This window comes from Aquitalea magnusonii (assembly GCF_003202035.1).
In the GTDB taxonomy this organism is placed as follows: Bacteria; Pseudomonadota; Gammaproteobacteria; order Burkholderiales; family Chromobacteriaceae; genus Aquitalea; species Aquitalea magnusonii.
Map to the genome: position 1 here is coordinate 106,699 of NZ_QJKC01000008.1, position 25,718 is coordinate 132,416.

23 protein-coding genes and 3 tRNA genes are annotated in these 25,718 nt (G+C 61.5%); 18 read left to right on the plus strand and 8 right to left on the minus strand.

Annotated elements, in window-relative coordinates; translation table 11 throughout:
- Nucleotides 1–191 precede the first annotated feature (191 nt).
- Entirely contained in the window at nt 192–1,283 is a 1,092-nt protein-coding gene (locus tag DFR38_RS10195) for a DUF1615 domain-containing protein (protein WP_082693994.1), read from the plus strand.
- A 291-nt stretch (nt 1,284–1,574) separates the two neighbouring features.
- On the opposite strand, the gene DFR38_RS10200 is transcribed toward DFR38_RS10195, so the two are convergent.
- The 6 genes from DFR38_RS10200 to fdhD form a co-directional block, all read right to left on the minus strand.
- A complete protein-coding gene (locus DFR38_RS10200) occupies nt 1,575–2,294 on the minus strand; it encodes an HNH endonuclease (protein ID WP_082693992.1) in 720 nt (239 codons plus the stop codon).
- 345 nt (nt 2,295–2,639) lie between these two features.
- A tRNA-Glu gene (locus DFR38_RS10205) sits at nt 2,640–2,714 on the minus strand.
- A gap of 2 nt (nt 2,715–2,716) precedes the next feature.
- Nucleotides 2,717–2,793: transfer RNA gene (locus tag DFR38_RS10210), tRNA-Arg, on the minus strand.
- A 6-nt stretch (nt 2,794–2,799) separates the two neighbouring features.
- Nucleotides 2,800–2,893 (minus strand) — tRNA-Ser (locus DFR38_RS10215).
- A gap of 60 nt (nt 2,894–2,953) precedes the next feature.
- A complete protein-coding gene (locus DFR38_RS10220; protein WP_059286973.1) occupies nt 2,954–4,180 on the minus strand; it encodes an aspartate kinase in 1,227 nt (408 codons plus the stop codon).
- Between the two features lie 219 nt (nt 4,181–4,399).
- Nucleotides 4,400–5,218 carry a formate dehydrogenase accessory sulfurtransferase FdhD gene (gene fdhD, locus DFR38_RS10225; RefSeq protein ID WP_059286974.1) on the minus strand — a complete coding sequence of 273 codons (819 nt, stop codon included), beginning with the start codon at nt 5,216–5,218 and terminating at the stop codon, nt 4,400–4,402.
- Nucleotides 5,219–5,415: 197 nt separating this feature from the next.
- On the opposite strand from fdhD, the gene fdnG reads away from it, so the two are divergent.
- The 13 genes from fdnG to DFR38_RS10295 all read left to right on the plus strand — a co-directional run bounded on the left by fdnG (nt 5,416) and on the right by DFR38_RS10295 (nt 19,578).
- The gene (fdnG, locus tag DFR38_RS10235) at nt 5,416–8,472 is read left to right on the plus strand and encodes a formate dehydrogenase-N subunit alpha (protein ID WP_146215959.1); all 3,057 of its coding nucleotides are present in this window, start codon (nt 5,416–5,418) and stop codon (nt 8,470–8,472) included.
- Nucleotides 8,473–8,481: 9 nt separating this feature from the next.
- The gene (fdxH, locus tag DFR38_RS10240) at nt 8,482–9,357 is read left to right on the plus strand and encodes a formate dehydrogenase subunit beta (protein ID WP_059286977.1); all 876 of its coding nucleotides are present in this window, start codon (nt 8,482–8,484) and stop codon (nt 9,355–9,357) included.
- Nucleotides 9,354–9,983 carry a formate dehydrogenase subunit gamma gene (locus DFR38_RS10245; protein WP_059286978.1) on the plus strand — a complete coding sequence of 210 codons (630 nt, stop codon included), beginning with the start codon at nt 9,354–9,356 and terminating at the stop codon, nt 9,981–9,983. The genes fdxH and DFR38_RS10245 overlap by 4 nt, the downstream gene beginning before the upstream one ends.
- Complete coding sequence (fdhE, locus tag DFR38_RS10250) at nt 9,980–10,900, plus strand: formate dehydrogenase accessory protein FdhE (protein ID WP_110313361.1); 921 nt, start codon at nt 9,980–9,982, stop codon at nt 10,898–10,900. The genes DFR38_RS10245 and fdhE overlap by 4 nt, the downstream gene beginning before the upstream one ends.
- 262 nt (nt 10,901–11,162) lie before the next feature.
- Nucleotides 11,163–11,531, plus strand: a complete 369-nt coding sequence (locus DFR38_RS10255) for a response regulator (protein ID WP_059286843.1) — start codon at nt 11,163–11,165, stop codon at nt 11,529–11,531.
- Nucleotides 11,532–11,540: 9 nt separating this feature from the next.
- Nucleotides 11,541–11,831 carry an STAS domain-containing protein gene (locus DFR38_RS10260; RefSeq protein ID WP_059286842.1) on the plus strand — a complete coding sequence of 97 codons (291 nt, stop codon included), beginning with the start codon at nt 11,541–11,543 and terminating at the stop codon, nt 11,829–11,831.
- The gene (locus DFR38_RS10265; protein ID WP_082693568.1) at nt 11,821–13,959 is read left to right on the plus strand and encodes a chemotaxis protein CheA; all 2,139 of its coding nucleotides are present in this window, start codon (nt 11,821–11,823) and stop codon (nt 13,957–13,959) included. Before DFR38_RS10260 ends, DFR38_RS10265 begins: the two co-directional genes overlap by 11 nt.
- Before the next feature lie 947 nt (nt 13,960–14,906).
- Nucleotides 14,907–15,605, plus strand: coding sequence for a methyl-accepting chemotaxis protein (locus DFR38_RS22000; protein WP_483396327.1), 699 nt, complete (start codon nt 14,907–14,909; stop codon nt 15,603–15,605).
- 10 nt (nt 15,606–15,615) lie between these two features.
- Entirely contained in the window at nt 15,616–16,188 is a 573-nt protein-coding gene (locus DFR38_RS10275) for a chemotaxis protein CheW (RefSeq protein WP_059286840.1), read from the plus strand.
- Nucleotides 16,181–16,696 (plus strand): chemotaxis protein CheW, encoded by a 516-nt coding sequence (locus DFR38_RS10280; protein WP_082693570.1) that lies wholly within the window; start codon nt 16,181–16,183, stop codon nt 16,694–16,696. Before DFR38_RS10275 ends, DFR38_RS10280 begins: the two co-directional genes overlap by 8 nt.
- A gap of 71 nt (nt 16,697–16,767) precedes the next feature.
- Complete coding sequence (locus tag DFR38_RS10285; RefSeq protein ID WP_110313362.1) at nt 16,768–17,295, plus strand: chemotaxis protein CheD; 528 nt, start codon at nt 16,768–16,770, stop codon at nt 17,293–17,295.
- Nucleotides 17,292–18,353 carry a protein-glutamate methylesterase/protein-glutamine glutaminase gene (locus DFR38_RS10290; protein ID WP_059286838.1) on the plus strand — a complete coding sequence of 354 codons (1,062 nt, stop codon included), beginning with the start codon at nt 17,292–17,294 and terminating at the stop codon, nt 18,351–18,353. The genes DFR38_RS10285 and DFR38_RS10290 overlap by 4 nt, the downstream gene beginning before the upstream one ends.
- 13 nt (nt 18,354–18,366) lie before the next feature.
- A complete protein-coding gene (locus DFR38_RS10295; protein WP_059286837.1) occupies nt 18,367–19,578 on the plus strand; it encodes an EAL domain-containing response regulator in 1,212 nt (403 codons plus the stop codon).
- Nucleotides 19,579–19,594: 16 nt separating this feature from the next.
- On the opposite strand, the gene DFR38_RS10300 is transcribed toward DFR38_RS10295, so the two are convergent.
- Nucleotides 19,595–20,587 (minus strand): serine/threonine protein kinase, encoded by a 993-nt coding sequence (locus DFR38_RS10300; RefSeq protein ID WP_059286836.1) that lies wholly within the window; start codon nt 20,585–20,587, stop codon nt 19,595–19,597.
- Nucleotides 20,588–20,687: 100 nt separating this feature from the next.
- Here DFR38_RS10300 and DFR38_RS10305 point away from each other — a divergent pair, with 100 nt between their 5' ends.
- Nucleotides 20,688–20,915, plus strand: a complete 228-nt coding sequence (locus tag DFR38_RS10305; protein WP_059286835.1) for a hypothetical protein — start codon at nt 20,688–20,690, stop codon at nt 20,913–20,915.
- 9 nt (nt 20,916–20,924) lie between these two features.
- Nucleotides 20,925–22,334 carry an L-seryl-tRNA(Sec) selenium transferase gene (selA, locus tag DFR38_RS10310; protein ID WP_110313363.1) on the plus strand — a complete coding sequence of 470 codons (1,410 nt, stop codon included), beginning with the start codon at nt 20,925–20,927 and terminating at the stop codon, nt 22,332–22,334.
- Here the strand turns inward: selA and DFR38_RS10315 are convergent.
- Complete coding sequence (locus DFR38_RS10315; RefSeq protein WP_476855449.1) at nt 22,331–22,675, minus strand: GlpM family protein; 345 nt, start codon at nt 22,673–22,675, stop codon at nt 22,331–22,333. The genes selA and DFR38_RS10315 overlap by 4 nt on opposite strands.
- 173 nt (nt 22,676–22,848) lie before the next feature.
- Here DFR38_RS10315 and DFR38_RS10320 point away from each other — a divergent pair, with 173 nt between their 5' ends.
- Nucleotides 22,849–23,787 (plus strand): cation diffusion facilitator family transporter, encoded by a 939-nt coding sequence (locus DFR38_RS10320; protein ID WP_059287623.1) that lies wholly within the window; start codon nt 22,849–22,851, stop codon nt 23,785–23,787.
- Nucleotides 23,784–25,709 (plus strand): selenocysteine-specific translation elongation factor, encoded by a 1,926-nt coding sequence (gene selB, locus DFR38_RS10325; protein WP_110313364.1) that lies wholly within the window; start codon nt 23,784–23,786, stop codon nt 25,707–25,709. The genes DFR38_RS10320 and selB overlap by 4 nt, the downstream gene beginning before the upstream one ends.
- The last annotated feature ends 9 nt before the right edge of the window (nt 25,710–25,718 follow it).

A 25,718-nucleotide genomic window follows, 5' to 3' on the forward strand; every position in this document is an offset into this window, starting at 1 on the left:
GCCATTGCCGCGCTGGCGTAGATAGCCTAAGGTCTCGGCTTGGCCTTGTGGACTTTACCCGTATGACCCGTCATCTTTTCAGCCTGGCGCTACTGGCCGGGCTATGCGCGTGCAGCAGCACGTCGCGAAACCAGCCTCCGGCACCAGCAGCGGTCAGCCCCCCGCCCGGCAGTCCAGCCGTCGCCACGCCCGTGACCACGCCTCCGCCTGTTGCTGTCCCCGCCCGTCCGGCCGCGGCGGCGACCATCAGCACACCCGGCGACAAGCCAACGCTGACCGACAGCCAGGCACGCGCCTTGCTGAACCGGCTGCTACCGGCAGGCATCAGTGATCGTCAGGGTTGGAATAATGACATCCTCAGTGCCTTTGCCGCCCTCAGGCTTCCTTACCGGGCAGACAACTTCTGTGCGGTAGCCGCAGTGATCGAGCAGGAATCCAGCTGGCAGGGCGACCCGACCGTGCCCAATCTGCCGGCCATCGTCTGGGGCAAGATTGGCGAGAGGGCCAACAAGTATCTGGTTCCGCTGCCGGTGGTCAAAACCGCCCTGCTGAAAACCTCGCCCAATGGCAAAAGCTACAAGGCGCGTATCGACAGCCTGCGCACCGAGCGCGAAATGAATCTGCTGTTCGAGGACATGGCGGCCGAAGCCGGCAAACTGGGGCTGCCGCTGAATATGAAAAATCCCATTCGTACCGGCGGGCCGATGCAGGTGAGCGTGGAATTCGCCGAAGCCCACGTCAGGATCTGGCCCTATCCTTACCAGACCGGCAACAGCATCCGCAACGAGGTATTCACCCGCCGCGGCGGCGTGTATTTCGGCAGCGCCATCCTGCTGCAATACCCGGCCCCGTATCAGGACATGCGCTACCGCTTTGCCGACTTCAATGCCGGCCGCTACAGCAGCCGCAATGCCGCCCTGCAAGCCGCAGTCAGCCAATTGACCGGCCGCAAGCTGGCGCTGGATGGTGACTTGCTCAGCTATACCGGCAAGCAGGCCAGCGGCAGCACATACCAGGCCCTGCTCAGCTTGCGCAGCCGCCTGGACATGAGCCAGAGCGCCATTGAAAGGGATTTGCAGCAGGAAAAAAACAGCGCCCTGGGGCAAAGCGAGCTATATCGCAAGGTCTTTGCGCTGGCAGACAGCAAGGCGGGAAAACCGCTGGCACGCGAACGCATGCCCCAGATCGACCTGCACAGCCCGAAAATCAGCCGCAAGCTGACCACGCAGTGGTTTGCCGACAAGGTGAATGCGCGCTACCAAGCCTGCATGGCAAGGCAATAGGAATAGACAGACATTGAAACGATTGGGCAAGCGGGCCGGGAATGGCCTGCTTGTTGCGATGACTGGCACATCACAGCGAAGTGTACTGCGAGAGCAAACAGAACAAACGAAAAAGCCCAGTCTCGCGACTGGGCTTTTTTCTCAATCCTAGCGAGGCAAAAAAGATGAACGTAGGTACTGGCACAATAATTCATCAGCCTGAATAAATCAGATCAGAATTATAAAATTTAGTGATTACTCTTGGATAAATCATTCAATTGTCGAATTTATTCGATACAAGCTACTAACACTTCAGCCAGTACGTTGACTACGATTTCTACGTCGCTTCGCATGAGCCATCTTCCTGTCTGCAATAACGTCACGCCAATCTTCTCCATCGTAATTATGCTTATACATATTACATTTATTACAAAGAACTTGGAGGTTACTTTTAAGATATATAAGATCAGGATACTTGGAACGAGGCTTAATATGATCTACGTGAATTTTCTTTCCTCGGATTAGAGTTCCACAGCCATTGCATCTCTTACTGCCTCTTCGCCAAGTGCTAATAACCTCCGCTCTAATAGAAGACCAACTCCAATATTGTTCAAATTCTTTACGGAAATCATAGTTATTTAATAACCAAGGGGCCGCTATATATCTTTGGTATATTTCTGCTGCATGCTTGATGTCCGCCAACCTTTGAAGTTCATTAGCCCTCTTCACAGATTTTTCTGCATTACTCGATAAAAATATTCCACCTAGACTTGCTAAGATAGCAAATAAAATTGCCACCAGAAAAGTACTAATTAAAGATGAATCTTCCAGAAGGTAACCACATAAAATGGTCACTGCAATAAGCAGATATGGTGCTAAACGTTGGATCTGCGCATTATTTGGAAAAAGTCTACAGGAAAGCCAAGTTGAAAAAAATTTAAAACCATCGACTAGTTGCACGGCAAAAAATAGCAGAATTACCCCTGCAATCAGTACTATCACAATTTCTCCAGATGATGGATTTCCATTCATAGAATTTCATAAATTGGTCCATGTATTGCAGAATACTTTTCTGACACTCCCCCGATTTAGTCACACAGGGGTCACAACTACATACAGCATGATCGCTGCTATCGTTGATGGCAGTCAATGGCCTTACCGGTCGAGAAGATTGCAACCAAGGAAATCGAAGAGTTCTGTCAGGTGCTACGCAACAAGTTGCAAGGTGACAAGGTATTTTCCAAGGAGTACCTGCGTATCTTGCTTGGTAAAATCAGGATTAGGGAGGCAGTGGCAAGCTGTAGCTCTAAGGAGTTGGCGTAAACCATTTTGGAAACGAAAAAGCCCAGTCTGTCGACTGGGCTTGATCTTGAATCCTGGCGTCCCCACGGGGAATCGAACCCCGGCTACCGCCGTGAAAGGGCGGTGTTCTAACCGCTAAACTATAGGGACTTTGGTGCACCCGGAGCGATTCGAACGCCCGACCCTTTGGTTCGTAGCCAAATACTCTATCCAACTGAGCTACGGGTGCAGATTCTGGCGGAGAAAGAGGGATTCGAACCCTCGATACAGGTTTAAGCCCGTATGCTTCCTTAGCAGGGAAGTGCCTTCGACCACTCGGCCATTTCTCCGTTCAGAGAGCGCCATATTAAGCAAGCTGGCGCCCCCTGTCAAGCATCCAAACTAAAAAATTATGCCGGCTGATCCAGACCGAATACCTTGTGCAGCACGCGCACGCCCAGCTCCAGGTATTTCTCGTCCACCAGCACCGATACCTTGATTTCCGAAGTGGAAATCATCTGGATGTTGATGCCCTCTTCCGCCAGGGTGCGGAACATGGTGGAAGCCACGCCACAGTGCGAGCGCATGCCCACGCCGACGATGGAGATCTTGGCGACCTTGTCGTCGGCATCGATCTTGGCGGCGCCGATATGGGTTTGCACTTCACGCAGGATGTCCATGGTGCGCGGGAATTCGCCGCGCGGCACGGTGAAGGAGAAATCGGTGGTGCCGTTTTCGCCCACGTTCTGGATGATCATGTCGACTTCGATGTTGGCATCGGCAATCGGGCCCAGAATCTGGTAAGCGATACCCGGCTTGTCGGGTACGCCCTTCACATTGATGCGTGCTTCGTTACGGTCAAATGCGATGCCTGCAACTACGGCCTTTTCCATGTTTTCATCTTCCTCGAACGTAATCAGCGTGCCTTCCCCTTCCTCTTCGAAGCTGGACAGTACACGCAGACGTACCTTGTATTTCCCGGCGAATTCCACCGAACGGATCTGCAATACCTTGGAGCCCAGCGAGGCCATCTCGATCATTTCCTCGAAGGTAATGGTCTTGAGACGGCGGGCATCCGGCACGACGCGCGGATCGGTGGTGTAGACACCGTCGACATCGGTGTAGATCTGGCATTCGTCGGCCTTCAGCGCGGCGGCCAGCGCCACGGCGGAAGTGTCGGAACCACCACGACCCAGCGTGGTGATGTTGCCGTTTTCATCAATGCCCTGGAAGCCGGCCACCACCACGACCGAACCGGCCGCGAGGTCTGTCCGCATGGCGGCTTCGTCGATGGATTGAATACGTGCCTTGTTGTGCGAGTCGTCGGTGGTCACGCGCACTTGCCAGCCACAGTAGCTCTTGGCGTCGACACCGATTTCCTTGAGTGCCATGGCCAACAGGCCGATGGTGACTTGTTCGCCGGTGGAAATGATCACGTCCAGCTCGCGCGGGTCCGGATAGGCCTGGATCTCTTTGGCAAGGGCAATCAGTCGGTTGGTTTCGCCACTCATGGCAGATACCACTACTACGACATCATGTCCCTGCGCTTTCCATTTGGCGACACGGCGGGCCACGTTCTTGATGCGCTCCGCAGAGCCCATCGAGGTACCGCCGTACTTTTGTACGATGAGTGCCATGCTTGCTTCTTATATAGAAAGGTTGATATGTCGGACTTCGATTCTGGCCCGATCTTCGCCATAAAAGCAAGGCCATTGTTCGACAATGCCCATTCCTCTTTGCGCAATGCAACAAATCGCGTGGGCACAGCCATCAGCTGCGGCTGAAGCTGTGCTGGAATCTGCCTGACTCAAGCACTTTCCCCGGCCACGGGCTGGCCTGCCATTACCGCGCCATGCTCAGCCGGCCAGCAGCCGCTGTGGATGAGCGTAGACATTCACCCGGCCCGGCCGGGCAAACCCCAGCAGGGTGAGGCCATATTGTTCGGCCATTTGCACGGCCAGCGCGGTGGGTGCGGCCACCGCCACCAGGATTTCAATGCCGGCGGCGGCAGCCTTTTGCACCATTTCATAGCTGGCGCGGCTGGTCACCAGTGCCACTCCGGCACCCCAGTCGCTGATGGCACGCCGCCCGATCAGCTTGTCCAGTGCCACATGCCGGCCCACGTCCTCGCACACTTGCAGCAGCTTGCCTTGCAAATCCAGCCAGGCTGCGGCGTGGGCACAGCCGGTCTGCTGCGACAGGGTCTGCCGTGCGGGCAGCGCCTGCAATGCCTGTTTCAGCGCGGGCCAGCCCAGCCTTACCGTATCCGGCAAGGCCGGCAGGGGGCGGAAGATTTCCGCCAGTTGCTCCACGCCGCACAGGCCGCAGCCGGTGCGGCCAGCCAGTTGGCGGCGGCGCTCCTTCAAGGCGCTGAAACAGGCGGAGGCGAGTTCCACATGCACCTCGATACCGCTGGCGGCAGTGCGCACTTCGATGTCGTAGATGTCCGCCGGCTGCCGGGCAATGCCCTCGGCCAGGGAAAAGCCGCGGGCAAAGTCTTCCAGTTGCTGCGGACTGGCCATCATCACCACATGGGCCAGGCCGTTGTAAACCAGCGCCACCGGTACTTCCCAGGCCAGAACATCGGCCTGCGGCAACATGGGCTGAGCCTCCTGCCACTGGATTCGCTCTATATGGCAGGCGATATCGAAGCCTTCGAAAGCGGAATCGGTCATGAATTAAGATTTTTTAAGGGTTTCATTGTCACTCGCTATTTGAGCTTACAGAAATTGCTGACGATAATGCAGTCAGGCTTCAACTCTCCAAGTTGGCCAGACCCGTCCTTCCGCCCTGCACCAGCGCCCGGCAGCCATGATGCTGCATTTGACGGCCAGAGCGGAAAGTCAGTCAACATTCCCATGAAGGAGACCCCATGCAGGTCAATCGGCGGCAGTTCTTCAAGCTGTGCGCCGGGGGTATGGCAGGTTCCACGATTGCAACGCTGGGTTTATTGCCGGAAAAGGCAATGGCTGATGTGCGCAGCTACAAGCTGCTGCGCGCCAGTGAAACCCGCAACACCTGTCCGTACTGCTCGGTAGGCTGTGGCATTCTCATGTACAGCCTGGGCGATGGCGCCAAAAACGCCAAGTCCGAAATCTTCCATATCGAGGGCGATCCGGATCATCCGGTGAATCGTGGCGCATTGTGTCCCAAGGGGGCTGGTCTGGTGGATTTCATCCACAGCCCTGATCGCCTGAAATACCCGGAAGTGCGCGAAGCGGGCAGCAATGAATGGAAGCGCATCAGCTGGGATGAGGCATTCTCGCGCATCGCCAAGCATATCAAGCAGGACCGCGATGCCAATTTCACCGAAAAGAACGCCGATGGCGTGACGGTAAACCGCTGGCTGTCCACCGGTTTTCTGGCGGCCTCTGCCTCCAGCAACGAGGCTGGCTGGCTGACCCACAAATTCACCCGCAGCCTGGGCATGCTGGCTGTCGACAATCAGGCGCGTGTATGACACGGACCAACGGTGGCAAGTCTTGCCCCAACATTTGGTCGCGGTGCCATGACAAACCATTGGGTCGACATCAAGAACGCCAATCTGATCGTGGTGATGGGTGGCAATGCCGCCGAAGCACACCCGGTTGGCTTCCGCTGGGCCATTGAGGCCAAGACCCGCAACAAGGCCAAGCTGCTGGTCATCGACCCGCGCTTTACCCGTACTGCCTCGGTGGCAGACTTCTACGCGCCCATCCGCACCGGCACGGACATTACCCTGTTGTCCGGCGTGATCCGCTATTTGCTGGAAACCGGCAAGTACAACAAGGAATACACGCTCGCCTATACCAATGCGGCATTGCTGGTACACCCGGACTTCAAGTTTGAAGACGGCCTGTTCAGCGGCTATGACGCGGAAAAACGCAAGTACGACAAATCCACCTGGGCCTACCAGCTGGATGAGAAAGGCATGGCCAAACGCGACGACACGCTGAGCGACCCGCGCTGCGTGATCAACCTGCTCAAACAGCATGTGTCGCGCTATACCGCCGACGTGGTGGCCAATATCTGCGGCACGCCCAAGGAAGCCTTCCAGGCCATTTGCGAGCATCTGGCAGAAACCAGCGCACCGGACAAGACCACCTCCTTCCTGTATGCCCTGGGCTGGACCCAGCATTCCATTGGTGCGCAGAACATCCGCACCATGGCGATGATCCAGCTGTTGCTGGGCAATATGGGCATGGCCGGGGGTGGCATCAACGCGCTGCGTGGTCACTCCAATATCCAGGGTCTGACCGACCTGGGCCTGCTGTCCACCAGCCTGCCCGGCTACATGACCATGCCGTCGGAAAAAGAGCCAAGCCTGCAAGCCTATCTGGACAAGTACACCAGCAAGCCGCTGGCCGACGGCCAGATGAACTACTGGCAGAACTATCCCAAGTTCTTTGTTTCCTTCATGAAGGCGATGTGGGGGGACAAGGCCACGGCGGACAATGGCTGGGGTTATGACTGGCTGCCCAAGTGGGACAAGGGCTACGACGTGCTGCAGTACTTCGAGCTGATGCACCAGGGCAAGGTGAATGGTTACTTCTGCCAGGGCTTCAACCCGGTGGCGTCCTTCCCCAACAAGAACAAGATCGTGGAATCCCTTTCACGCTTGAAGTTCCTGGTGATCATGGACCCGCTGGTGACGGAAACCTCCACCTTCTGGCAGAACCACGGCGAGCAGAACGATGTCGATCCGGCCAAGATCCACACCGAAGTATTCCGCCTGCCCACCACCTGCTTTGCCGAGGAAGACGGCTCCATCGTCAACTCCGGACGCTGGCTGCAATGGCACTGGAAGGGTGCGGAAGGACCGGGCCAGGCACTGACCGATCCGCAAATCCTCGCCGGCATCTTCCTCAAGCTCAAGGCCATGTATGCCAAGGAGGGCGGAGCCTTCCCGGATGCCATCAACAGTCTGTCCTGGGCTTATGGCGACCCGCACGAGCCCAAGCCGGAAGAGCTGGCCAAGGAGCTGAACGGCAAGGCGCTGGCTGACCTGCCCGACCCGAAAAACCCCGGCCAGTTCCTGGCCAAGAAGGGTGAGCTCTTGCCCGGTTTTGCCCTGTTGCAGGCCGATGGCAGTACCGCGTCCGGTTGCTGGATTTTTGCCGGCAGCTGGACCCAGGCGGGCAACCAGATGGCACGGCGCGACAATAGCGACCCGTCCGGCCTTGGCAATACCCTGGGCTGGGCCTGGGCGTGGCCGGCCAACCGCCGCATCCTGTATAACCGCGCCTCCTGCAAACCCGATGGCACGCCATGGGACAAGAAACGCACGCTGATCAAGTGGAACGGCGAAAAGTGGGTGGGTGTGGACGTGCCGGACTTCAAGGCCGACGAAGCGCCTGGCAGCCCCATGGCCCCCTTCATCATGCAGGCCGAAGGGCTGGGACGCCTGTTTGCGCTGGACAAGATGGCCGAAGGGCCGTTCCCGGAGCACTACGAGCCGTTCGAGACGCCGCTGGGCACCAACCCGCTGCATCCCAAGGTCATCTCCAACCCGGCCGCGCGGCTGTTCAAGGACGACAAGGCACAGCTGGGCCAGCATCAGCAGTTCCCCTATGCCGCCACCACCTACCGCCTGACCGAGCATTTCCATTACTGGACCAAGCATGCACGGCTGAATGCCATCATCCAGCCGGAACAGTTTGTGGAAATCGGCGAGGAACTGGCCAGGGAAAAAGGCATTGGCCACGGCGACATGGTGAAAGTGTCGTCCAAGCGCGGCTATATCAAGGCCAAGGCGGTGGTGACCAAGCGTATCAAGGCACTGCAGGTGAACGGCCAGTCGGTACACCATATCGGGGTGCCGATTCACTGGGGCTTTGAGGGGCTGACCAAGAAGGGCTTTATTGCCAACACGCTGACGCCGTTTGTCGGGGATGCCAATACCCAGACGCCGGAGTTCAAGTCCTTCCTCGTCAATATTGAGAAAGCCTAAGGAGCGACCATGTCACTGCAATCGCAAGATATCCTGCGCCGCTCCGCCAGCCCCACCCAGCCGCCGATTGCGCGCGAGCACAAGGCGGAGGTGGCCAAGCTGATCGACGTCACCACCTGCATAGGCTGCAAGGCCTGTCAGGTGGCCTGTTCGGAGTGGAATGACCTGCGCGATGAAATCGGCAGCAATGTCGGGGTGTATGACAACCCGGCCGATCTGACCGCTGAAAGCTGGACGGTGATGCGTTACAGCGAAGTCGAGCAGAACGGCAAGCTGGAATGGCTGATCCGCAAGGACGGCTGCATGCACTGCGCCGACCCCGGCTGCCTGAAAGCCTGCCCCTCGCCCGGCGCCATCATCCAGTACGCCAACGGCATCGTGGACTTCCAGTCCGAGCACTGCATCGGCTGCGGCTACTGCATTTCCGGCTGTCCCTTCAATGTGCCGCGCATCAACCAGAAGGATAACAAGGCCTACAAATGCACCTTGTGTTCCGACCGGGTGAGTGTGGGACAGGAGCCGGCCTGTGTGAAAACCTGTCCTACCGGCGCCATCCGCTTTGGCAGCAAGGAGGACATGAAGGAATACGCACAGGAACGGGTGGACGAGCTGAAAACGCGTGGCTATGCCAATGCCGGTCTGTACGATCCGCAAGGCGTGGGCGGCACTCATGTGATGTATGTGCTGCACCACGCCGACCAGCCCGAGCTGTACCACGGGCTGAAGAAGGATCCGCAGATCAGCCCGGTGGTCAGCCTGTGGAAGGGCATACTCAAGCCGCTGTCCACCATCGGCCTGGCCGCCTCGCTGTTGTTCGGCTTCTTCCACTACATCGGCGTCGGCCCCAACAAGGCCGAGGATGACGACGAGGAGGACAAGGTATGAGCAAGGAAAAGCTGATCAGCCGCTACAACGCGGCCGAACGCATCAACCACTGGATCGTGGCGGTGTGCTTCGTGCTGCTGGCCATCTCTGGCCTGGCCTTTTTCTACCCGGCCTTCTTCTGGCTCACCGGCGTGTTTGGTACGCCACAGCTGGCGCGCATCATCCACCCCTTTGTCGGGGTGCTGATGTTCCTCGGCTTCTTCCGGCAGTTTTTCCGTTACTGGCACCACAATCTGTTCAACAAGGAGGACATCAAGTGGATGCTGTCGGTAAAACAGGTATTGTCCGGCCACGAGGTGGGTGACACCGGCAAATACAACGGCGGCCAGAAAGGCATGTTCTGGCTGATGACCGGCTGCCTGCTGGTGCTGATCTGTACCGGGGTAATCATCTGGCGGCCTTACTTTGCCTATTACTTCCCCATCGAGCTGATCCGCGTGGCCCTGCTGCTGCATGCCTGGAGCGCCCTGATGCTGATTGCCGGCATCGTGGTGCATGTGTATGCCGCCATCTGGGTGCGCGGCACCATCCGCGCCATGGTGGAAGGCGTGGTGACGCACGCCTGGGCCAAGAAACACCATCCACGCTGGTATCGTGAAGTGACAGGAGACAAGCACAAGCCATGAGCATTCGCATTGTTCCGGTAGAACAGCTGGCGGAGCGGCAAGCCGCCAGCCTGGACATCACCCCGCTGCTGCTGCCGCAGCCCGCCACGCTGTATCAACAGCGTGCGGCCCGGCTGCAGCAGCTGGCCGCCGGTCATGTGATGGCCGATTACCTGCAACTGGCCAGCCGCATTGCCCAGGCGCAACACCAGCTGGTGCACAGCCAGCCGGTGCGGCTGCCTGCGCGGGCGGACTACTTCCGCCAGTGTGCCGAGCACGGCCTGCCCCCCCTGGGTGCCATGGCCTGGCAACGCGACGGGCAGTGGCAGCAGCTGCTGCACGCCCTGTGCCAACAGCTGTCGGACGCTGCCAGCCCGGCCGTGCAACAGGTGCTGGCACAGTTGATGTCCGCACCGGCCGAGCAACAGGAACGGGCGGCGCAGTCACTGCTGTCCGGTGATCTGGCGGTGGTGGACAGTGCCCAGGCACCGTTTATCTGGGCGGCGCTGTCGGTGTACTTCAGCCAGCTGGCCAGCCAGCTGAAAATCGCCGCCGTCGCCGAACCCGGCGATGCGCGCCACCTGTGCCCGGTATGCGCCAGTGCGCCGGTGGCCAGCATCGTGCATCAGGGTAATGAAGCTGGCCTGCGCTATCTGCACTGCAGTCTGTGCGAAAGCGAGTGGCATCTGGTGCGGGCAAAGTGCAGCAACTGCGAGGCCACCCGCGACATCGGCTACTGGTCGCTGCAAGACCAGCACGCGGCGGTGCGCGGGGAATCCTGTGGCGACTGCGGCAGCTATCTGAAAATCCTGTCGCTGGACAAGGACCAGCAGGCCGAAGCGGTGGCCGACGACCTGGCCAGCCTGGCGCTGGATGCCGCGCTGGAGGAACAGGGCTTTGCCCGCAGCGGCCTTAACCCGCTGCTGTTTCCCGGCTGAACCCCGCCTGTCAGCGCACAACCGGCCCTCGTGGCCGGTTTTTTATGGGCAATAAAACAAATGTTTAAAAAGTCATGACAAATCATGATAAATAAAATACATCGCCCGGCCATTCCCCTTTGCATTCGACAAAGGCAGCAACTACAAAACTAGAAAGACCAAGCAATACCAGCGCCGCAAGCAGCCCGAAGGGCAGCAGCAGTCCAGCTGATGGGCTGTTGCTACAGCGGCCAGCCATGTCAGCGACATACCAGGGGAAAAGATGGCCAAGACCATACTCGTCGTGGACGACTCCACCAGCCTGCGGCTGGTGGTAAAGATGACGCTGGAAGGGGCTGGCTACGATGTCATCGAAGCCGCCGATGGCCAGCAGGCGCTGGCCTTGCTGGACGGACGCAAGATCCATCTGGTGCTGTCCGACCTCAACATGCCGGTGATGAATGGCCTTAGCTTGCTGGCAAAGATCAAGCAGCATCCCGACTATCGCTTTACCCCGGTCATCATGCTGACCACCGAAACCGCCGAACATCTGCGACAGCAAGGCCGGGAATGCGGCTCCTGCGCCTGGGTGGTCAAGCCATTCGAGCCCCCGCAACTGCTGGACGCCATCGCCCGGCTCATCCTGCCCTGAGCCAGCACCATGTCCCATCTCATCACCCTGGCTGCCGAGCAGACCATCTATCAGGCCCAGGCCGTGCACCAGCAACTGGCCGCCGCCTTGCGCGAGCATGCCCAGCTGGAGGTCGACCTGTCGCAAATCGAGGAAATCGATAGCGCCGGCGCCCAGGTACTGCTGTGGCTGCACCGTGCAGCGCAGCAGCAGTCATGCCAGCTGACGCTGAGCCATCCCAGCCCGGCGGTGCGGGACTTCATCCGGCTGCTGGGGCTGCAGCAGTTGCACAGTGCACTGGAGGCCGCAGATGGATCTTGAACTGGCCATGCAGTCCTTCCTGCAAGAATCTGCGGAACTGCTGGATGAGATGGAAAGCATCCTGCTGGATGCCGAGGCCGACAGCATTACCGCCGAACAGTTGGGCGCGCTGTTCCGCAGCATGCATACCATCAAGGGTTCGGCCGGATTGTTCGGGCTGGACGAGATTGTCCGCTTCACCCACCAGGCGGAAAACCTGCTGGACCAGCTGCGCGATGGCCACTTGCAGCTGGATGCCGGGCTGAGCGGCGTGTTGCTGCGCAGCCACGATCACGTCAAGGCCCAGCTGGCGGCAGTGGCAGCCGGGCAGGTCATTCCGGCCGGTGAGCAGGACAGCATCCTGGCGGACATCGCCGCCCTGCTGCAGCAGCCGGCAGGGTCCCCCTGTGCTGTCACAGCCAGCACCAGCAGTGCCGAGCCGCCGGACGACAGCGACTGGCTGCTGTCGCTGCGCTTTGGCCGCGAGGTGTTGCGCAATGGCATGGACCCGGCCTCCTTTGTGCGCTACCTGGCCACGCTGGGGCAGATACAGGCGATTGCCAGCTGTTGCAGTGCCCTGCCCGCCGACGACAGCTTCGACCCGGAGTGCAACTACCTGCGGCTGGAAATACAGTTCCGTGGTGCGGTGGATGCAGACCAGCTGGCTGGCGTATTCGCCTTTGCCAGCGAGGGCAGCCAGTTCATCATCAGCCCGCGCGCCCAGCTGTCCAGCCATCTGCAGCAAGCCCTGCAGGCCGGCGATGCCGCCGAGCAGCAAAGCTGCCGCGACATCTGGCAGCAATGGGGCCTGTGGCAGCCGGCGGCGGACAGCACGGCCCTGCCCGCCGCCGTTGCGCCCTCCGATCACAAACCCGCCGCCCCGGCAGCAGACAGCAAGGCCGGGCGCAGCAGCGAAAGCAGATTCATCAAGGTGGAAGCCGGCAAGCTGGACCGGCTGATCAATCTGGTGGGCGAGCTGGTGATTGCCGGTGCCGCAGCCAATCTGCTGGCGCGCAGCCATGGCAGCAGTCCCTTGCTGGAGTCCACCGTGGTGATGGCCGGGCTGATCGAACAGATCCGCTCTCATACCCTGTCGATGCGCATGGTGCCCATCGGTGAAACCTTCAGCCGCTTTCCGCGCGTGGTGCGTGATGTCGGCCACGAACTGGGCAAATCCATCAAGCTGGAAATCAGTGGCGCCGACACCGAGCTGGACAAAACCATGGTCGACAAGCTGGCCGACCCGCTCACCCACCTGGTGCGCAATGCCATCGATCATGGCATCGAAGATGTGCAGCAGCGCCGCGCCGCCGGCAAGCCGGATCAGGGCCATGTCTGGCTGAATGCCTATCATGAATCCGGCAGCGTGGTGATCGAGGTGGCCGACGATGGCGGCGGGCTCGACCAGCAGCGCATCCTGGCCAAGGCCTTGCAGCGCGGCATCATCAGCAGCGATGCCATGCTGAGCGAGCAGGACATCTACCGGCTGATCTTTGCCGCAGGCTTTTCCACGGCCGAACACATCAGCAACCTGTCGGGCCGTGGCGTGGGGCTGGATGTGGTGCAAAAGAATATCGAGGCGCTGCGCGGCACGGTGGAGATCGACAGCGAGAGCGGGCTGGGTACCACCTTCCGCCTGCGTCTGCCGCTGACCCTGGCCATCATCGACGGTTTTCTGGTGGAGGTGGGCAGTTCCACCTTTGTCATTCCGCTGGAAACCGTGGTCGAGTGCATGGAGCTGCCCGCCACGCCCGGTGGCGCGGGCATGCCGGAGCGACTGCAGCTGCGCGGTGAAGTGCTGCCGCTGCTGTATCTGCGCCCGTTCCTGGAGCTGGATGGTGAGCCAGGACGGCGGCAGAACGTGGTGGTGATACAGACCGGTAGCCAGCGGGTGGGTCTGGTGGTGGATGCGCTGCAAGGTGAATTCCAGACCGTGATCAAACCGCTGGGCAGCCTGTTTCGCCATCTGAAAGCCATCAGTGGCTCCACCATTCTGGGCAATGGCGCAGTGGCACTGATTCTGGATGTGCTGGCCCTGATTCAGCATGCCACCCAGCAGGAAGCCGGCCGCTACGGGCAGGAGCAGGACACCTGCCCGCCTGCGGGCAGCCGTCAGCCTCATAACAACGATACGTCTTCGGGGAAATGACCATGAACAAATCCGCACCCATGAGCATAGCCATGCGGCTGGGGCTGGGCTTTGGCAGCCTGCTGGTATTGCTGGTGCTGTGCGTCTCGGTCGCCACATACGGCTTCGGACGCATCAACGGCATGCTGGTCAACATGCGCATCAACGACCGGGATGCCACCCGCGCCTCAGCCTTGCTCGAACAGGCACAGGAATTACGCATAGCGTATCGCAATGTCATCATCTACACCGACTTGCACTCCATCAATATGGCCGTGGAAAAATACAATGAAGCGAAACGCCGTTATCTGGATAGCGAACAGCTGCTGATCCGCGACATGCAGGCAGAGCCGGAGCTGACCACGCGCGAAAAGGAACTGATTGCCCAAATCCAGTCCATTCGCCCCAATGTCTTCATCGTCATGGACAAATCCGAATCACTGGGTGCCATCAATGAAAACGAGGCGGCCACCGCAGTGATGCGCCAGGAAGTCATGCCCATCATGGGAAAATTCATGGAGGTATTGCGCCAACTGTATGACGTAGAACTCCGCCTGAACGAACAATCACGCCAGGAGGGCGAAGCAGGCATCCAGCAGACACACAACATCATGCTGCTGCTCTCGGCAGCGGCGGTGTTGCTGGGCAGCCTGCTGGCCGTGCTGATCATCCGTTCCCTGCGCCGCACCCTGGGCGGCGAGCCGCATGACGTCGCCGAGATCATGCAACAACTGGCCAGTGGCCGGCTGGATACCCGGCTGCCACTGCGTCCTGGTGATAACAGCAGCATGATGAACTCGATTGCACAAACCGTCAGCACACTGGCCGGCCTGATGGCGGAAGTCAAAAGTGGTGCAGCCAACCTGTCCTCGGCAGCCCAGCAGCTCAACGCCACCTCGCAGTCACTGTCGCAATCGGCCAGCGAATCGGCAGCCGGCATCGAGGAAACCACTGCGGCCATCGAGGAAATGTCCGCCGCCATCAACCAGACCAATGACAATGCCCGCGTCACCGAAGGCATTGCCGAACAGGCCGCCCGCGAGGCCGCCGAGGGCGGCGAGGCCGTGCGCCACACCGCACAGGCCATGCGCCAGATTGCCGACAAGATCGGCATCATCGACGACATCGCCTACCAGACCAATCTGCTGGCGCTGAATGCCGCCATCGAAGCAGCGCGCGCCGGCGAACACGGCAAGGGCTTTGCCGTGGTGGCGGCAGAAGTGCGCAAGCTGGCCGAGCGCAGCCAGATCGCCGCCCAGGAAATCAGCCAGGTGGCCGCCAGCAGCGTCGGACTGGCCGAACAGGCCGGCAAGCTGCTGGGCGAAATGGTGCGCTCCAGTGGCCGGACCGCTGATCTGGTGCAGGAAATCGCCGCAGCCTCCAATGAACAGGCCGGCGCAGTCAACCAGATCAGCAGTGCCGTCCAGCAACAGAATGCCAGCACCCAGCAGACTGCCTCGGCCAGCGAGGAGCTGGCCTCCACTGCCGAACAGATGAGCAGCCAGGCGGAAAACCTGCTGGAACTGATGAGCTTCTTCCAGCTGCACGAGGTCACCGCCCCGCTGCCCGCGGCGGGCCGAGCCCGCGCCGGCAAGCATGGCATGCCACAGCAGTTGCGCCGGGTCGCAGCCAGTGCGACCGACGAGTCCGACTACATCCGTTACTAGGCCGCAAGCCATGGGCGCACAACAACACTGGCGCAAAGCGAAACAGGCGGCCGCTGCCTTGCCACCGCTGCCACCGCTATTGCAATACCTGCGGCTGCGCGCCGGGCCACAGCGGCTGGGCATTCCCATCGAAGTCGTACGCGAACTGCTGGAGTACCAGCCGCTGACCACGCTGCCCAACATGCCGCCGCCGCTATGCGGCATGCTCAACCTGCGTGGCAGCGCGGTTCCGGTTGTCGACCTGGCGCAATGCCTGGGCCTGCCTGCTGCCGTGCCGCAACGCCGCAGCTGCATCATCATCCTGCACCTGGCCGACTGCCTGCCCTCACCGGAAATCGGCATCCTGGTCGACGAAGTGTATGCCGTGCTCGAGCTGGCACGCAGCGAGATCGAGGCCCCGCCACAACTGGGAGGCTTGCTGCCCGAACACTGCATCGCCGGCCTGCTGCGCGAACCGCAGGGCTTTACCGTGCTGCTGGATGCCAGACGCCTGTTGTCGCCGGACGAGCTGGCACGGCTGGCACTGCCGCCGGCAGCGCCGGTGCAGGCCGCTTTACTGCTGCAGGAGGATGGCCATGACTAGGCAGCACGAACCGGAGCAGTACCTCAGCTTCCAGTCGGGTGCCGATGTATTCGCCTGCAATATCCTGCAGGTGAAGGAAATCCTGGAATACCACCGGCTGACCAGCGTGCCGCAAATGCCCGCCTTCGTGCACGGGGTGATGAATCTGCGCGGCACGGTGGTGCCGGTCATCGACCTGGCCCAGCGCTGCGGCCGCCCGGCCAGCACCATCCTGCGCCGCAGCTGCATCGTCATTCTGGAAGCCGGCCAGGCGGAACAGCGCCAGTACATCGGCATGCTGGTGGATGCCGTCCATGAGGTCATCAGCCTGACGGCCGACGCTATCCTGCCCGCCCCGGCTTTTGGCAACCACCTGCGGCCTGACTTCATTGCCGGCGTCAGCCACTGGCAACAACGCTTCATCCTGCTGCTGCAAATGGACAAGGTACTGTCTGTCGAGGAGATGGCCAGCCTGTCCGCCCCAGCCGCCATGCAGATAAAGGCGGAAAGCCACTGCCTGATGAACTAGATTGGATGAGGACCTGCTCATGCCGGCGGTGGCAGGGAATCGCTGCGCTGCAGCCTGCAAGTGAAAGCATCATGACCAGCAGCCCGCGCAAGGAAGTGTTTCTGCACCCCGGCGAATGGATTTTCGCCGGCAGGGAGCATGTCATCAGCACCCTGCTGGGTTCCTGTGTTTCCATCGTGCTGTGGCATCCGCAATTGCAAGTGGGGGGCATGTGCCACTACCTGCTGGCGCGCCGCAGCGAGCGCAGCGGCGGCGAGTTGTCCGGCCGCTATGGCGACGAGGCCATGTTGCTGCTGCTGCGGGAAGTGCTGGCCACCGGGCGGCCATTGCAGGAATTCCGGGTCAAGCTGATCGGAGGGGCCGCCATCCTGGCCACGCTGGAAGGGGAGCACGGCAGCAACGATGTGGCCGCGCGCAATGCCGACATGGCCCGCTTGCTGGCCCGGCAACTGGGGCTGACAGTACAGGCAGAGGATCTGGGCGGGGCGAGTCCCAGAATGGTGATGTTTGATGTGCAATCCGGCGATGTCTGGGTGCGCCTGACGCAGGATAACGAGACAGGTGCCGCGCTGGCCGGCAAAAAAAGGAAAAAAACATGAGCATCAAGGTGATGATTGTCGACGACTCGGCCGTGGTACGGCAGGTGTTGAGCGAAGTCTTTAACGCCAGCAGCGGCATCGAGGTCATGGATGTGGCCACCGACCCCATCGTCGCCATGGAAAAAATGAAGCAGCGCTGGCCGGATGTCATCGTGCTGGATGTGGAAATGCCGCGCATGGACGGCATCACCTTCCTCAAGCAGATCATGGCCAGCCGCCCCACCCCGGTGGTGATTTGCTCCTCACTCACCCAGAAGGGGGCCGACATCAGCATGCAGGCCATGGCCGCCGGTGCGGTGGAAGTGATTGCCAAGCCGCATGCCGGGGTAAAGCAGTTTTTGCAAGACAGCAACAATCTGCTGATCCAGGCGGTAAAGGGCGCCGCTGCCGCGCGCATGAGCCGCATGCGCAGCCTGCCGCCCACCCCCCTGGAAAGCCGCCCCAAGCTGTCGGCAGATGCCATCCTGGCCGCCCCCACCGGGCAACAGATGTTCCAGACCACCGAGCGCATCGTCGCCATCGGCACCTCCACCGGCGGCACCCAGGCGCTGGAAGCCATTCTCACCAAGCTGCCGCGCACCTGTCCGGGGCTGGCCATCGTGCAGCACATGCCGGAAAAATTCACCGCCTCCTTTGCCGAACGGCTGGACCGCCTGTCGGAAATCGAAGTCAAGGAAGCGGCCACCGGCGACCGCATCCTGCCGGGGCGGGCGCTGATCGCCCCCGGTGGCAAGCACATGATGATCAAGCGCAGCGGCGCCTTCTATCAGGTGGAAGTGGTGGACGGCCCGCTGGTCAGCCGCCACAAACCCTCGGTCGATGTGCTGTTCCGCTCGGCGGCCAAATTCGCCGGCAAGAATGCACTGGGCATCATCATGACCGGCATGGGTGACGACGGGGCCAAGGGGCTGAAGGAAATGCATGATGTCGGCGCCCGCACCATCGCCCAGGACGAAGACAGCTGCGTGGTGTTCGGCATGCCCAAGGAGGCGATCAAGCTGGGGGCCGCCGATGAGGTCATCCCGCTGGACGCCATGGCCAAGGCCATATGCCGTTAAGGGAGAAGCACTGATGCAGTTGACCACCATGCAGGATGTGCTGATCGTCGACGACAGCCACCTGCACCGACAACTGGCCAGCGAACTATGCAGCCAGCTGGGTTTCACCCACATCCGCCACGCGGTCAATGGCGAGGAAGGCATGGCACTGGTGCGCCAGCAATTGCCCGATCTGATACTGCTCGACCTGGAAATGCCGCGCATGGACGGGGTGCAGGTCATGCAACAGCTGGCGCTGGAAAAACTCGCGCCCTACATCATTCTCACTTCGGGCAAGGATTACATCCTGATTTCCACGCTGGAGCTGATGGGCAGCGGGCTGGGGCTGCCCGTGCTGGGCGGCTTGAAAAAGCCGCTGCAAGCCGGAGAGCTGCAGGATCTGCTGGCACGGCTGAGTACGCAGGCTGCCCATGGCAAGGAAAGCTATGCGCTATGTGATGCGGCCGACATCCGCCAGGCTCTGGAACAGCAGCAGATCATTCCCCATTACCAGCCCAAGGTCGATCTGGGCAGCGGTCAGCTCAAGGGTGTGGAAATGCTGGCACGTTGGCGCCACCCCGGCGGCGGACTGATCATGCCGGGCAGCTTCATCCCGGTCATCGAACAATATGGCTGGGCCACCGAACTGACGCTCACCATGCTGGAGCAGGGACTGCAACAATGGCAGGACTGGGCACGCCAGGGCCTGCGCCTGCCATTGTCCATCAATCTGTCCGCCCGCTCGCTGCAGGGCAGCACCCTGATCAGCGAAATGGAAAGCCGCCTGCAACGCAGCAGGGTGCCTGCGCGCTATATCACTTTTGAAATCACCGAAACCGCCATTGCCGACAATCTGTCGGAGGCCATCGGCATGGCCGCGCGCTTGCGTCTGGCCGGCTTTGGCCTGTCCATCGACGATTTCGGCACCGGCTTTGCCACCTTGCAGCAGCTCACGCGCTTTCCCTTCACCGAATTGAAAATCGACCAGTCGCTGGTCACCGCCATTGGCCACAAGCCGCATCTGCAAGCCATCACCAACAGCATCATCGAACTGGGCCAGCGCATGCAGCTGACCACGGTGGCCGAGGGCATCGAAACCCAGCAGGACATGGAGCTGATGCAGACGCGCGGCTGCAATCTGGGACAGGGTTATTTCATTGCCCGGCCCATGGAGGCCGCACAGCTGCAACCCTGGGCCAAGCAGCGCCAGCAGTTGGCCGGCGCGATGCCACCGGCCATCAGCTAGGCTGTGGCAGGCCGGCTCAGGGCAGACGCCACAGAGGCGGCTCGTCCATCAGGGCGATCTGTTCGCGCAGCGACAGGATCTGCTCTTCCCAGAAGCGCGGCTGGGCAAACCAGGGAAAGGCGGCCGGAAAGGCCGGATCATGCCAGCGCCGCGCCAGCCAGGCCGAATAATGCAGCAGGCGCAGGGTGCGCAAGCCCTCCAGCAAGTACAGCTCACGCACATTGAAATCGCAGAAATCCTCGTAACCCGCCAGCACATCCGCCAGCTGGGCAGACTGCTCCTCGCGCGAGCCGGACAGCAGCATCCACAGGTCCTGCAAGGCCGGCCCCATGCGGCTGTCGTCGAAGTCGACGAAATGCGGGCCATCGTCGGTCCACAGCATGTTGCCGTTATGGCAATCGCCATGCAGGCGCAGCTGGCGCACCGTACCGGCACGGTCGAAGCAGCGCCGCACCCCATCCAGCGCCTGGGCGGCCACACCGCGATACACCTCGCAAAGATCAGGCGGCAACAGATTATTGGCCAGCAGATAGTGCACCGGCTCCACGCCAAAGCTGTCGATATCCAGCGCCGGCCGCTGCGCATAATCCGCCACCTGCCCCAGTGCGTGAATCCGCCCCAGGAAGCGGCCTATCCACTCCAGCGTGCGGCTATCGCCCAGCTCCGGCACCCGTCCGCCACGCCGGGCGAACAGGGCAAAACGGAAACCGCCATGCTGGTGCAGGCTGGCCCCGTCAAACAGCAGCGGCGGCACCACCGGAATCTCGCGCTCGGCCAGCTGCAGGCTGAAAGCATGCTCCTCCAGTATCTGGGCAACGCTCCAGCGCCCGGGGCGGTAAAACTTGGCCACCAGCGGCGGACCATCTTCCATGCCCAGCTGATAGACGCGGTTTTCATAGCTGTTGAGTGCCAGCAGGCTGCCGGAGGCCCGCAGGCCCAGGCTTTCCACCGCATCCAGCAGCGCATCCGGTGTCAAGCCGGCAAAAGGGGGAGTGGCATCATGTGTCATCGCGCCATTATACGTGCAGTTCCACACGGGCTACCCATTGCTGCGTCGGCTCGGCTAGTATGCAAGAAGGGAGTCCTCCCGAACTTGCAGGAGCCACACCATGCATACCCGTGATCCGCAGCAGGACAACAGACTGCTATCGCTCCCGGCCGATATCGCCGAAGCCACCTGGAGCGGCTGGCAATGCATCGCCCATACCCTGCACCGCCAGCGTTGCGAGCCGGCCCCCGATCAGCAAAGCCGGTGGCGCCACATGCTGGGCTGGCTGGCCGGCAATCTGCTGCTGGTGGCACTGCTGTATCTGCTATACCGATTTTCCCGATTCTGAGAAGGCACCATGGAGCTGAAAAACCTGTACGCCCGCCTGCCCTCGGTAGACCGGCTGCTCAATCACCGCCTGCTGGAAAAGGTCGTCGACCGCCATGGCAGCGCCGCCCTGGCCGAGGCCGTGCGCCAGACCCTGGATGAGGCACGCCAGCACATCCGCGCCACCAACAGCCTGCCCGGCTGGGCCGCAGACGAACAGCAGCTGGCGCAGGCCGCCAGCCAGCGCGTGGCCAGCCGCCAGCAGATGCAGATGCGGCCGGTGTTCAATCTCAGCGGCACCGTGCTGCATACCAATCTGGGGCGCGCGCCGATGGCCGAGGCCGCCGTGGAGGCCGTCAGCCATGCCATGCGCGAGTCGGTAACGCTGGAATACGATCTGGACGGTGCCGGCCGTGGTCATCGCGACCACGCCATCAGCGCATTACTGCAGGAGCTGACCGGCGCCGAAGCCGCCTGCGTGGTCAACAACAATGCCGCAGCCGTGCTGATCCTGCTCTCCACCGTGGCGGCCGGACGCGAAGTAGTGGTATCGCGTGGCGAGCTGGTGGAAATCGGCGGCGCCTTCCGCATGCCGGATGTGATGCGCCAGGCCGGCTGCCGGCTGGTGGAAGTGGGCGCCACCAACCGCACCCATCTGCGCGATTACCAACAGGCCATCCATGCCGACACCGGCTTGCTGATGAAGGTACACACCAGCAACTACCATATCGAAGGCTTCACCCACAGTGTCAGCGAAGCCGAACTGGTCGAACTGGCCCACCAGCATGGCTTGCCGGTGGCCACCGACCTGGGCTCGGGCGCGCTGATCGATCTGGCCGCCCATGGCCTGCCAGCCGAACCCATGCCACAACAGATGATTGCCCAGGGCGTGGATCTGGTGAGCTTTTCCGGTGACAAACTGCTGGGAGGCCCGCAAGCCGGACTGATCATCGGCAAGAAAAGCTGGATAGACAAAATCCAGCAACATCCGCTCAAGCGTGCCCTGCGCTGCGACAAGATGACACTGGCCGCACTGGAAGCCACGCTGCGGCTCTATCTGCAACCGGACAAGCTGACACAACAGCTGCCTACCCTGCGCCGGCTGACCCGCCCGCAAGCGGAAATGCAAGAACAAGCAGCGCGCCTGCTGGACTGCCTGGGCAGCTTCGCCGGCGCTGAGTTCGATACCGCGACAGCCGCCTGCCTGTCGCAGATTGGCAGCGGTTCGCTACCGGTCGACCGCCTGCCCAGCTGGGCGATTACCTTCAGTGCCCGCGATGGCCGCGGCAGCACGCTGGAAGCACTGGCCCAGCGACTACGCAGCCTGCCCACCCCGGTGATCGGCCGGCTCAACGATGGCAAGCTATGGCTGGACCTGCGCTGCCTGGAAGATGAAGCGGCCTTTCTCGCCAACCTGCAGCCGCCGGACTCAGCCGGCTAGCCGTGCCAGCGGTTCCAGCCCTGGATCAGCACAAAGGCTGCCACCGCCCAGCTCAGCGTGGCAGCAGCCAGCGCCCACGGCAGGCGCAGGCGGTCGACCAGGCAATACAGGCTGAACAGGTAAACAAAATACGGCAGCAAGGACCACATGCCGAACAGCACGGTGGTTTTCAGCGCCAGCGCGCCGCGCTCGCTACCGACGATGTAGTGGGCAATCAGCGCGAAGGTGGGAAACAGCGGCACCAGGCCGGCAATATAGTAATTGCGCGAACGCGACAGCAGGCTGATCAGCACCACCGCCAGCGCACCGAGCAGAGACTTCAGCAACAGAGCCAAGATCATTCCGTAACAGGATGGAAAACAGTGGCTATTCTGACATGATCCGCCGCCAACGCCGGTGAAATGCAGATCATTCTTATTATTGTTTTTATTTACCGGAAAATAAAAACCAATTAATAAAAACTTATTCGAGCTATGGCATACTGCACTCCCCACCCGCTTTGAACTGTAATGTCATGACCATTCACACCAGCCACACACCACACGAACCCGGTGACATGGCCGCACGCGACCGGGCTGCCCACCGCAGCACCATGGTCAGCGTCTGGGTCAATATCGTCCTGGCTAGCGCCCAGGTACTGATTGGCGTATTCGCCAAATCCCAGGCGCTGGTGGCCGACGGCATCCACTCGCTGTCCGACCTGCTCTCCGACTTCGTGGTGCTGTTGGCCGGCCATCACAGCCGCAAGGCCCCGGATGCCGACCACCAGTACGGTCACCAGCGCTATGAAAACGCCGCCTCGCTGATACTGGGCCTGCTGTTGCTGGCCGTAGGCATCGGCATGCTGTGGTCGGCCGCGGTGAAGTTTCACGACCCGTCAGCCATTCCCACCGTGCACAGCATCGCGCTGTGGGTGGCACTGGTGGCGCTGGTCGCCAAGGAATTGCTGTTCCGCTTCATGCTGGCGGTGGCCAAGCGCGTGCGCTCCAGCATGCTGGTGGCCAATGCCTGGCATGCGCGCTCCGACGCCGCCTCGTCACTGGTGGTGGCCATCGGCATTGTCGGCAACCTGATGGGCTATCCCATTCTCGATCCCATCGCCGCGCTGATTGTCGGCTTCATCGTCGGCAAGATGGGCTGGAGCTTTGCCTGGAACTCGCTGCACGACCTGATGGACCGCGCCGCCGATGCCGAAGAAGCCGAAGCCATCCGCCAGACCCTGCTGGTCACACCCGGCGTGCTGGCACTGCATGATTTGCGCACCCGCAAAATGGGCGACCTGATCGTGGTGGATGTCCATCTGGAAGTGGATGGCCACATGAATGTCTTTGATGCCCACGACATCGCCGAGCGAGCCCGCGACATGGTGATGCAGCAACACCCGGTGCTCAATGTGATGACCCATATCGACCCGGTGGGGCTGGAACATCCGGCCGACCGTTCCATCGCATGATTTTCGCCAGCGCCGGCCACATCGACCACGGCAAAACCGCGCTGCTGCAGGCGCTGACCGGCCACAATGCCGACCGGCTGCCCGAGGAAAAAAAGCGCGGCATGACCATAGACCTGGGCTATGTCTATCTGCCGCAGGCGGATGGCCGGGTGCTGGGCTTTGTCGACGTACCCGGCCACGAGAAATTTCTCGCCAACATGCTGTGCGGCCTGTCCGGCATTCCGCATGCGCTGCTGGTGGTGGCGGCCGACGACGGCATCATGCCGCAGACACGCGAGCATCTGGCCATTCTGCAACTCAGCGGCATCGCGCAGCTGAGCGTGGTCATCAGCAAATGCGATCTGGTCGACCAGGCCCGCCTGCAGCAAGTCACCGCCGACATCCGGCAACTGCTGCAAGCCAGCCGCTGGGCCGCGGCCCCGCTGTTTGTGGTCTCCAGCCACAGCGGCGAGGGCATCGCCGGCTTGCGCCAGCATCTGCTGCAGCAAAGCAGCCTGCCGGATGCCGCCGCCAGCTTGCGCTTCCGCCTGGCCATCGATCGCGCCTTCACCCTCAGCGGAGCCGGTCTGGTGGTGACCGGTACCGCACTGGGCGGGCGCGTGGCAGTCGGCGACAAACTCTGGCTGACTGGTCGCAATGTGCCGGTACGCGTGCGCAGCCTGCATGTGCAGAATGCCAGTGCCAGCCAAGGCCAGGCCGGCCAGCGCATTGCGCTCAACCTGGTTGGCGATGTGGAAAAGCAGCAGGTCCAGCGCGGTGACTGGCTGCTGGCCACCGCCCCGCCACCGCCCAGCCAGCGCATCACCATTGCCCTGCAGGCCATTGCCCCGCTCAAGCACTGGCAGGCCGTGCATATCCACCACGCGGCCCGTCACACCACCGGCCGCCTGGCACTGCTCAGCCGCAGCCAGCTGGAGGCCGGCGCCCATACCCTGGCCGAGCTGACGCTGGATCAGCCACTGTGGCTGGCCGATGGAGACCGGCTCATCCTGCGTGATGCCAGCGCCCGCGACACCATCGCCGGCGCGCAGGTGCTGGAACTGCAGCCGCCAACGCGCGGCAAGCGCCTGCCGGAACGGCTGGAGCATCTGCAGCAGCTGCAGGAGTCCATGCTGAACCTGCCGGCCAAGCTGGCCGTGCTTGGCCGGCAGCAGGCGGTGATGCTGGACGACTTCGCCTGGGCCAACCAGCTGCCCGATCACGGCATGCAGGCCCTGCTGCAACACAGTACCGGCCAGCAGGTGGCAGACCGCCTCTACGCGGCCGAGCGCTGGGCCGGCTTGCAGCAGAAACTGCTGGATGGGCTGGCCAGGCTGCATCAGCAACACCCGGACCAACTCGGTGCCAGCCGTGGCCGCCTGCGCCGGCTGGCCCTGCCCAGCGAACCGGAGGCCACGGTCAATCTGCTGCTGGAGCAGTTGCTGCAACAGGGCAGCCTGCGCCAGACCCGCGGCTGGCTGCACCTGCCACAGCATCTGCTCGCGTTCACCCCCCAGGAAGAAGTGCAATGGCAGCAGCTGGCGCCGCACTTTGCCAACAGCAGCGAGCCGCATTGGGTGCGCGATCTGGCGGCTGCCAGCGGAATGGAGGAAGAAACACTCCGGCAGCTGCTGCGCAAGGCTGCCCGGCTAGGCCATGTGCTGGCCGTGGTGCCCGACCGCTACTTTGCAGCGGAAACCATGCAAGGCATGGCCGACATCGTCCGTCAGCTGTGTCAGCAACACGGCCATGCCGATGCCGCCAGCTTTCGCAACCAGCTGGCCTGCGGCCGCAAACTGGCGATACAGATTCTGGAATTCTTTGATCGCAGCGGCTTCACCCGCCGCCTGGGCGACCGCCACCTGCTGCGCGAAAACCTGCTGTTCGCCGGCCACAGCACCAGCAGCAGCCAGGGCACGGACGAAACTTCACCCGCAGGCTGAAACCGGTAT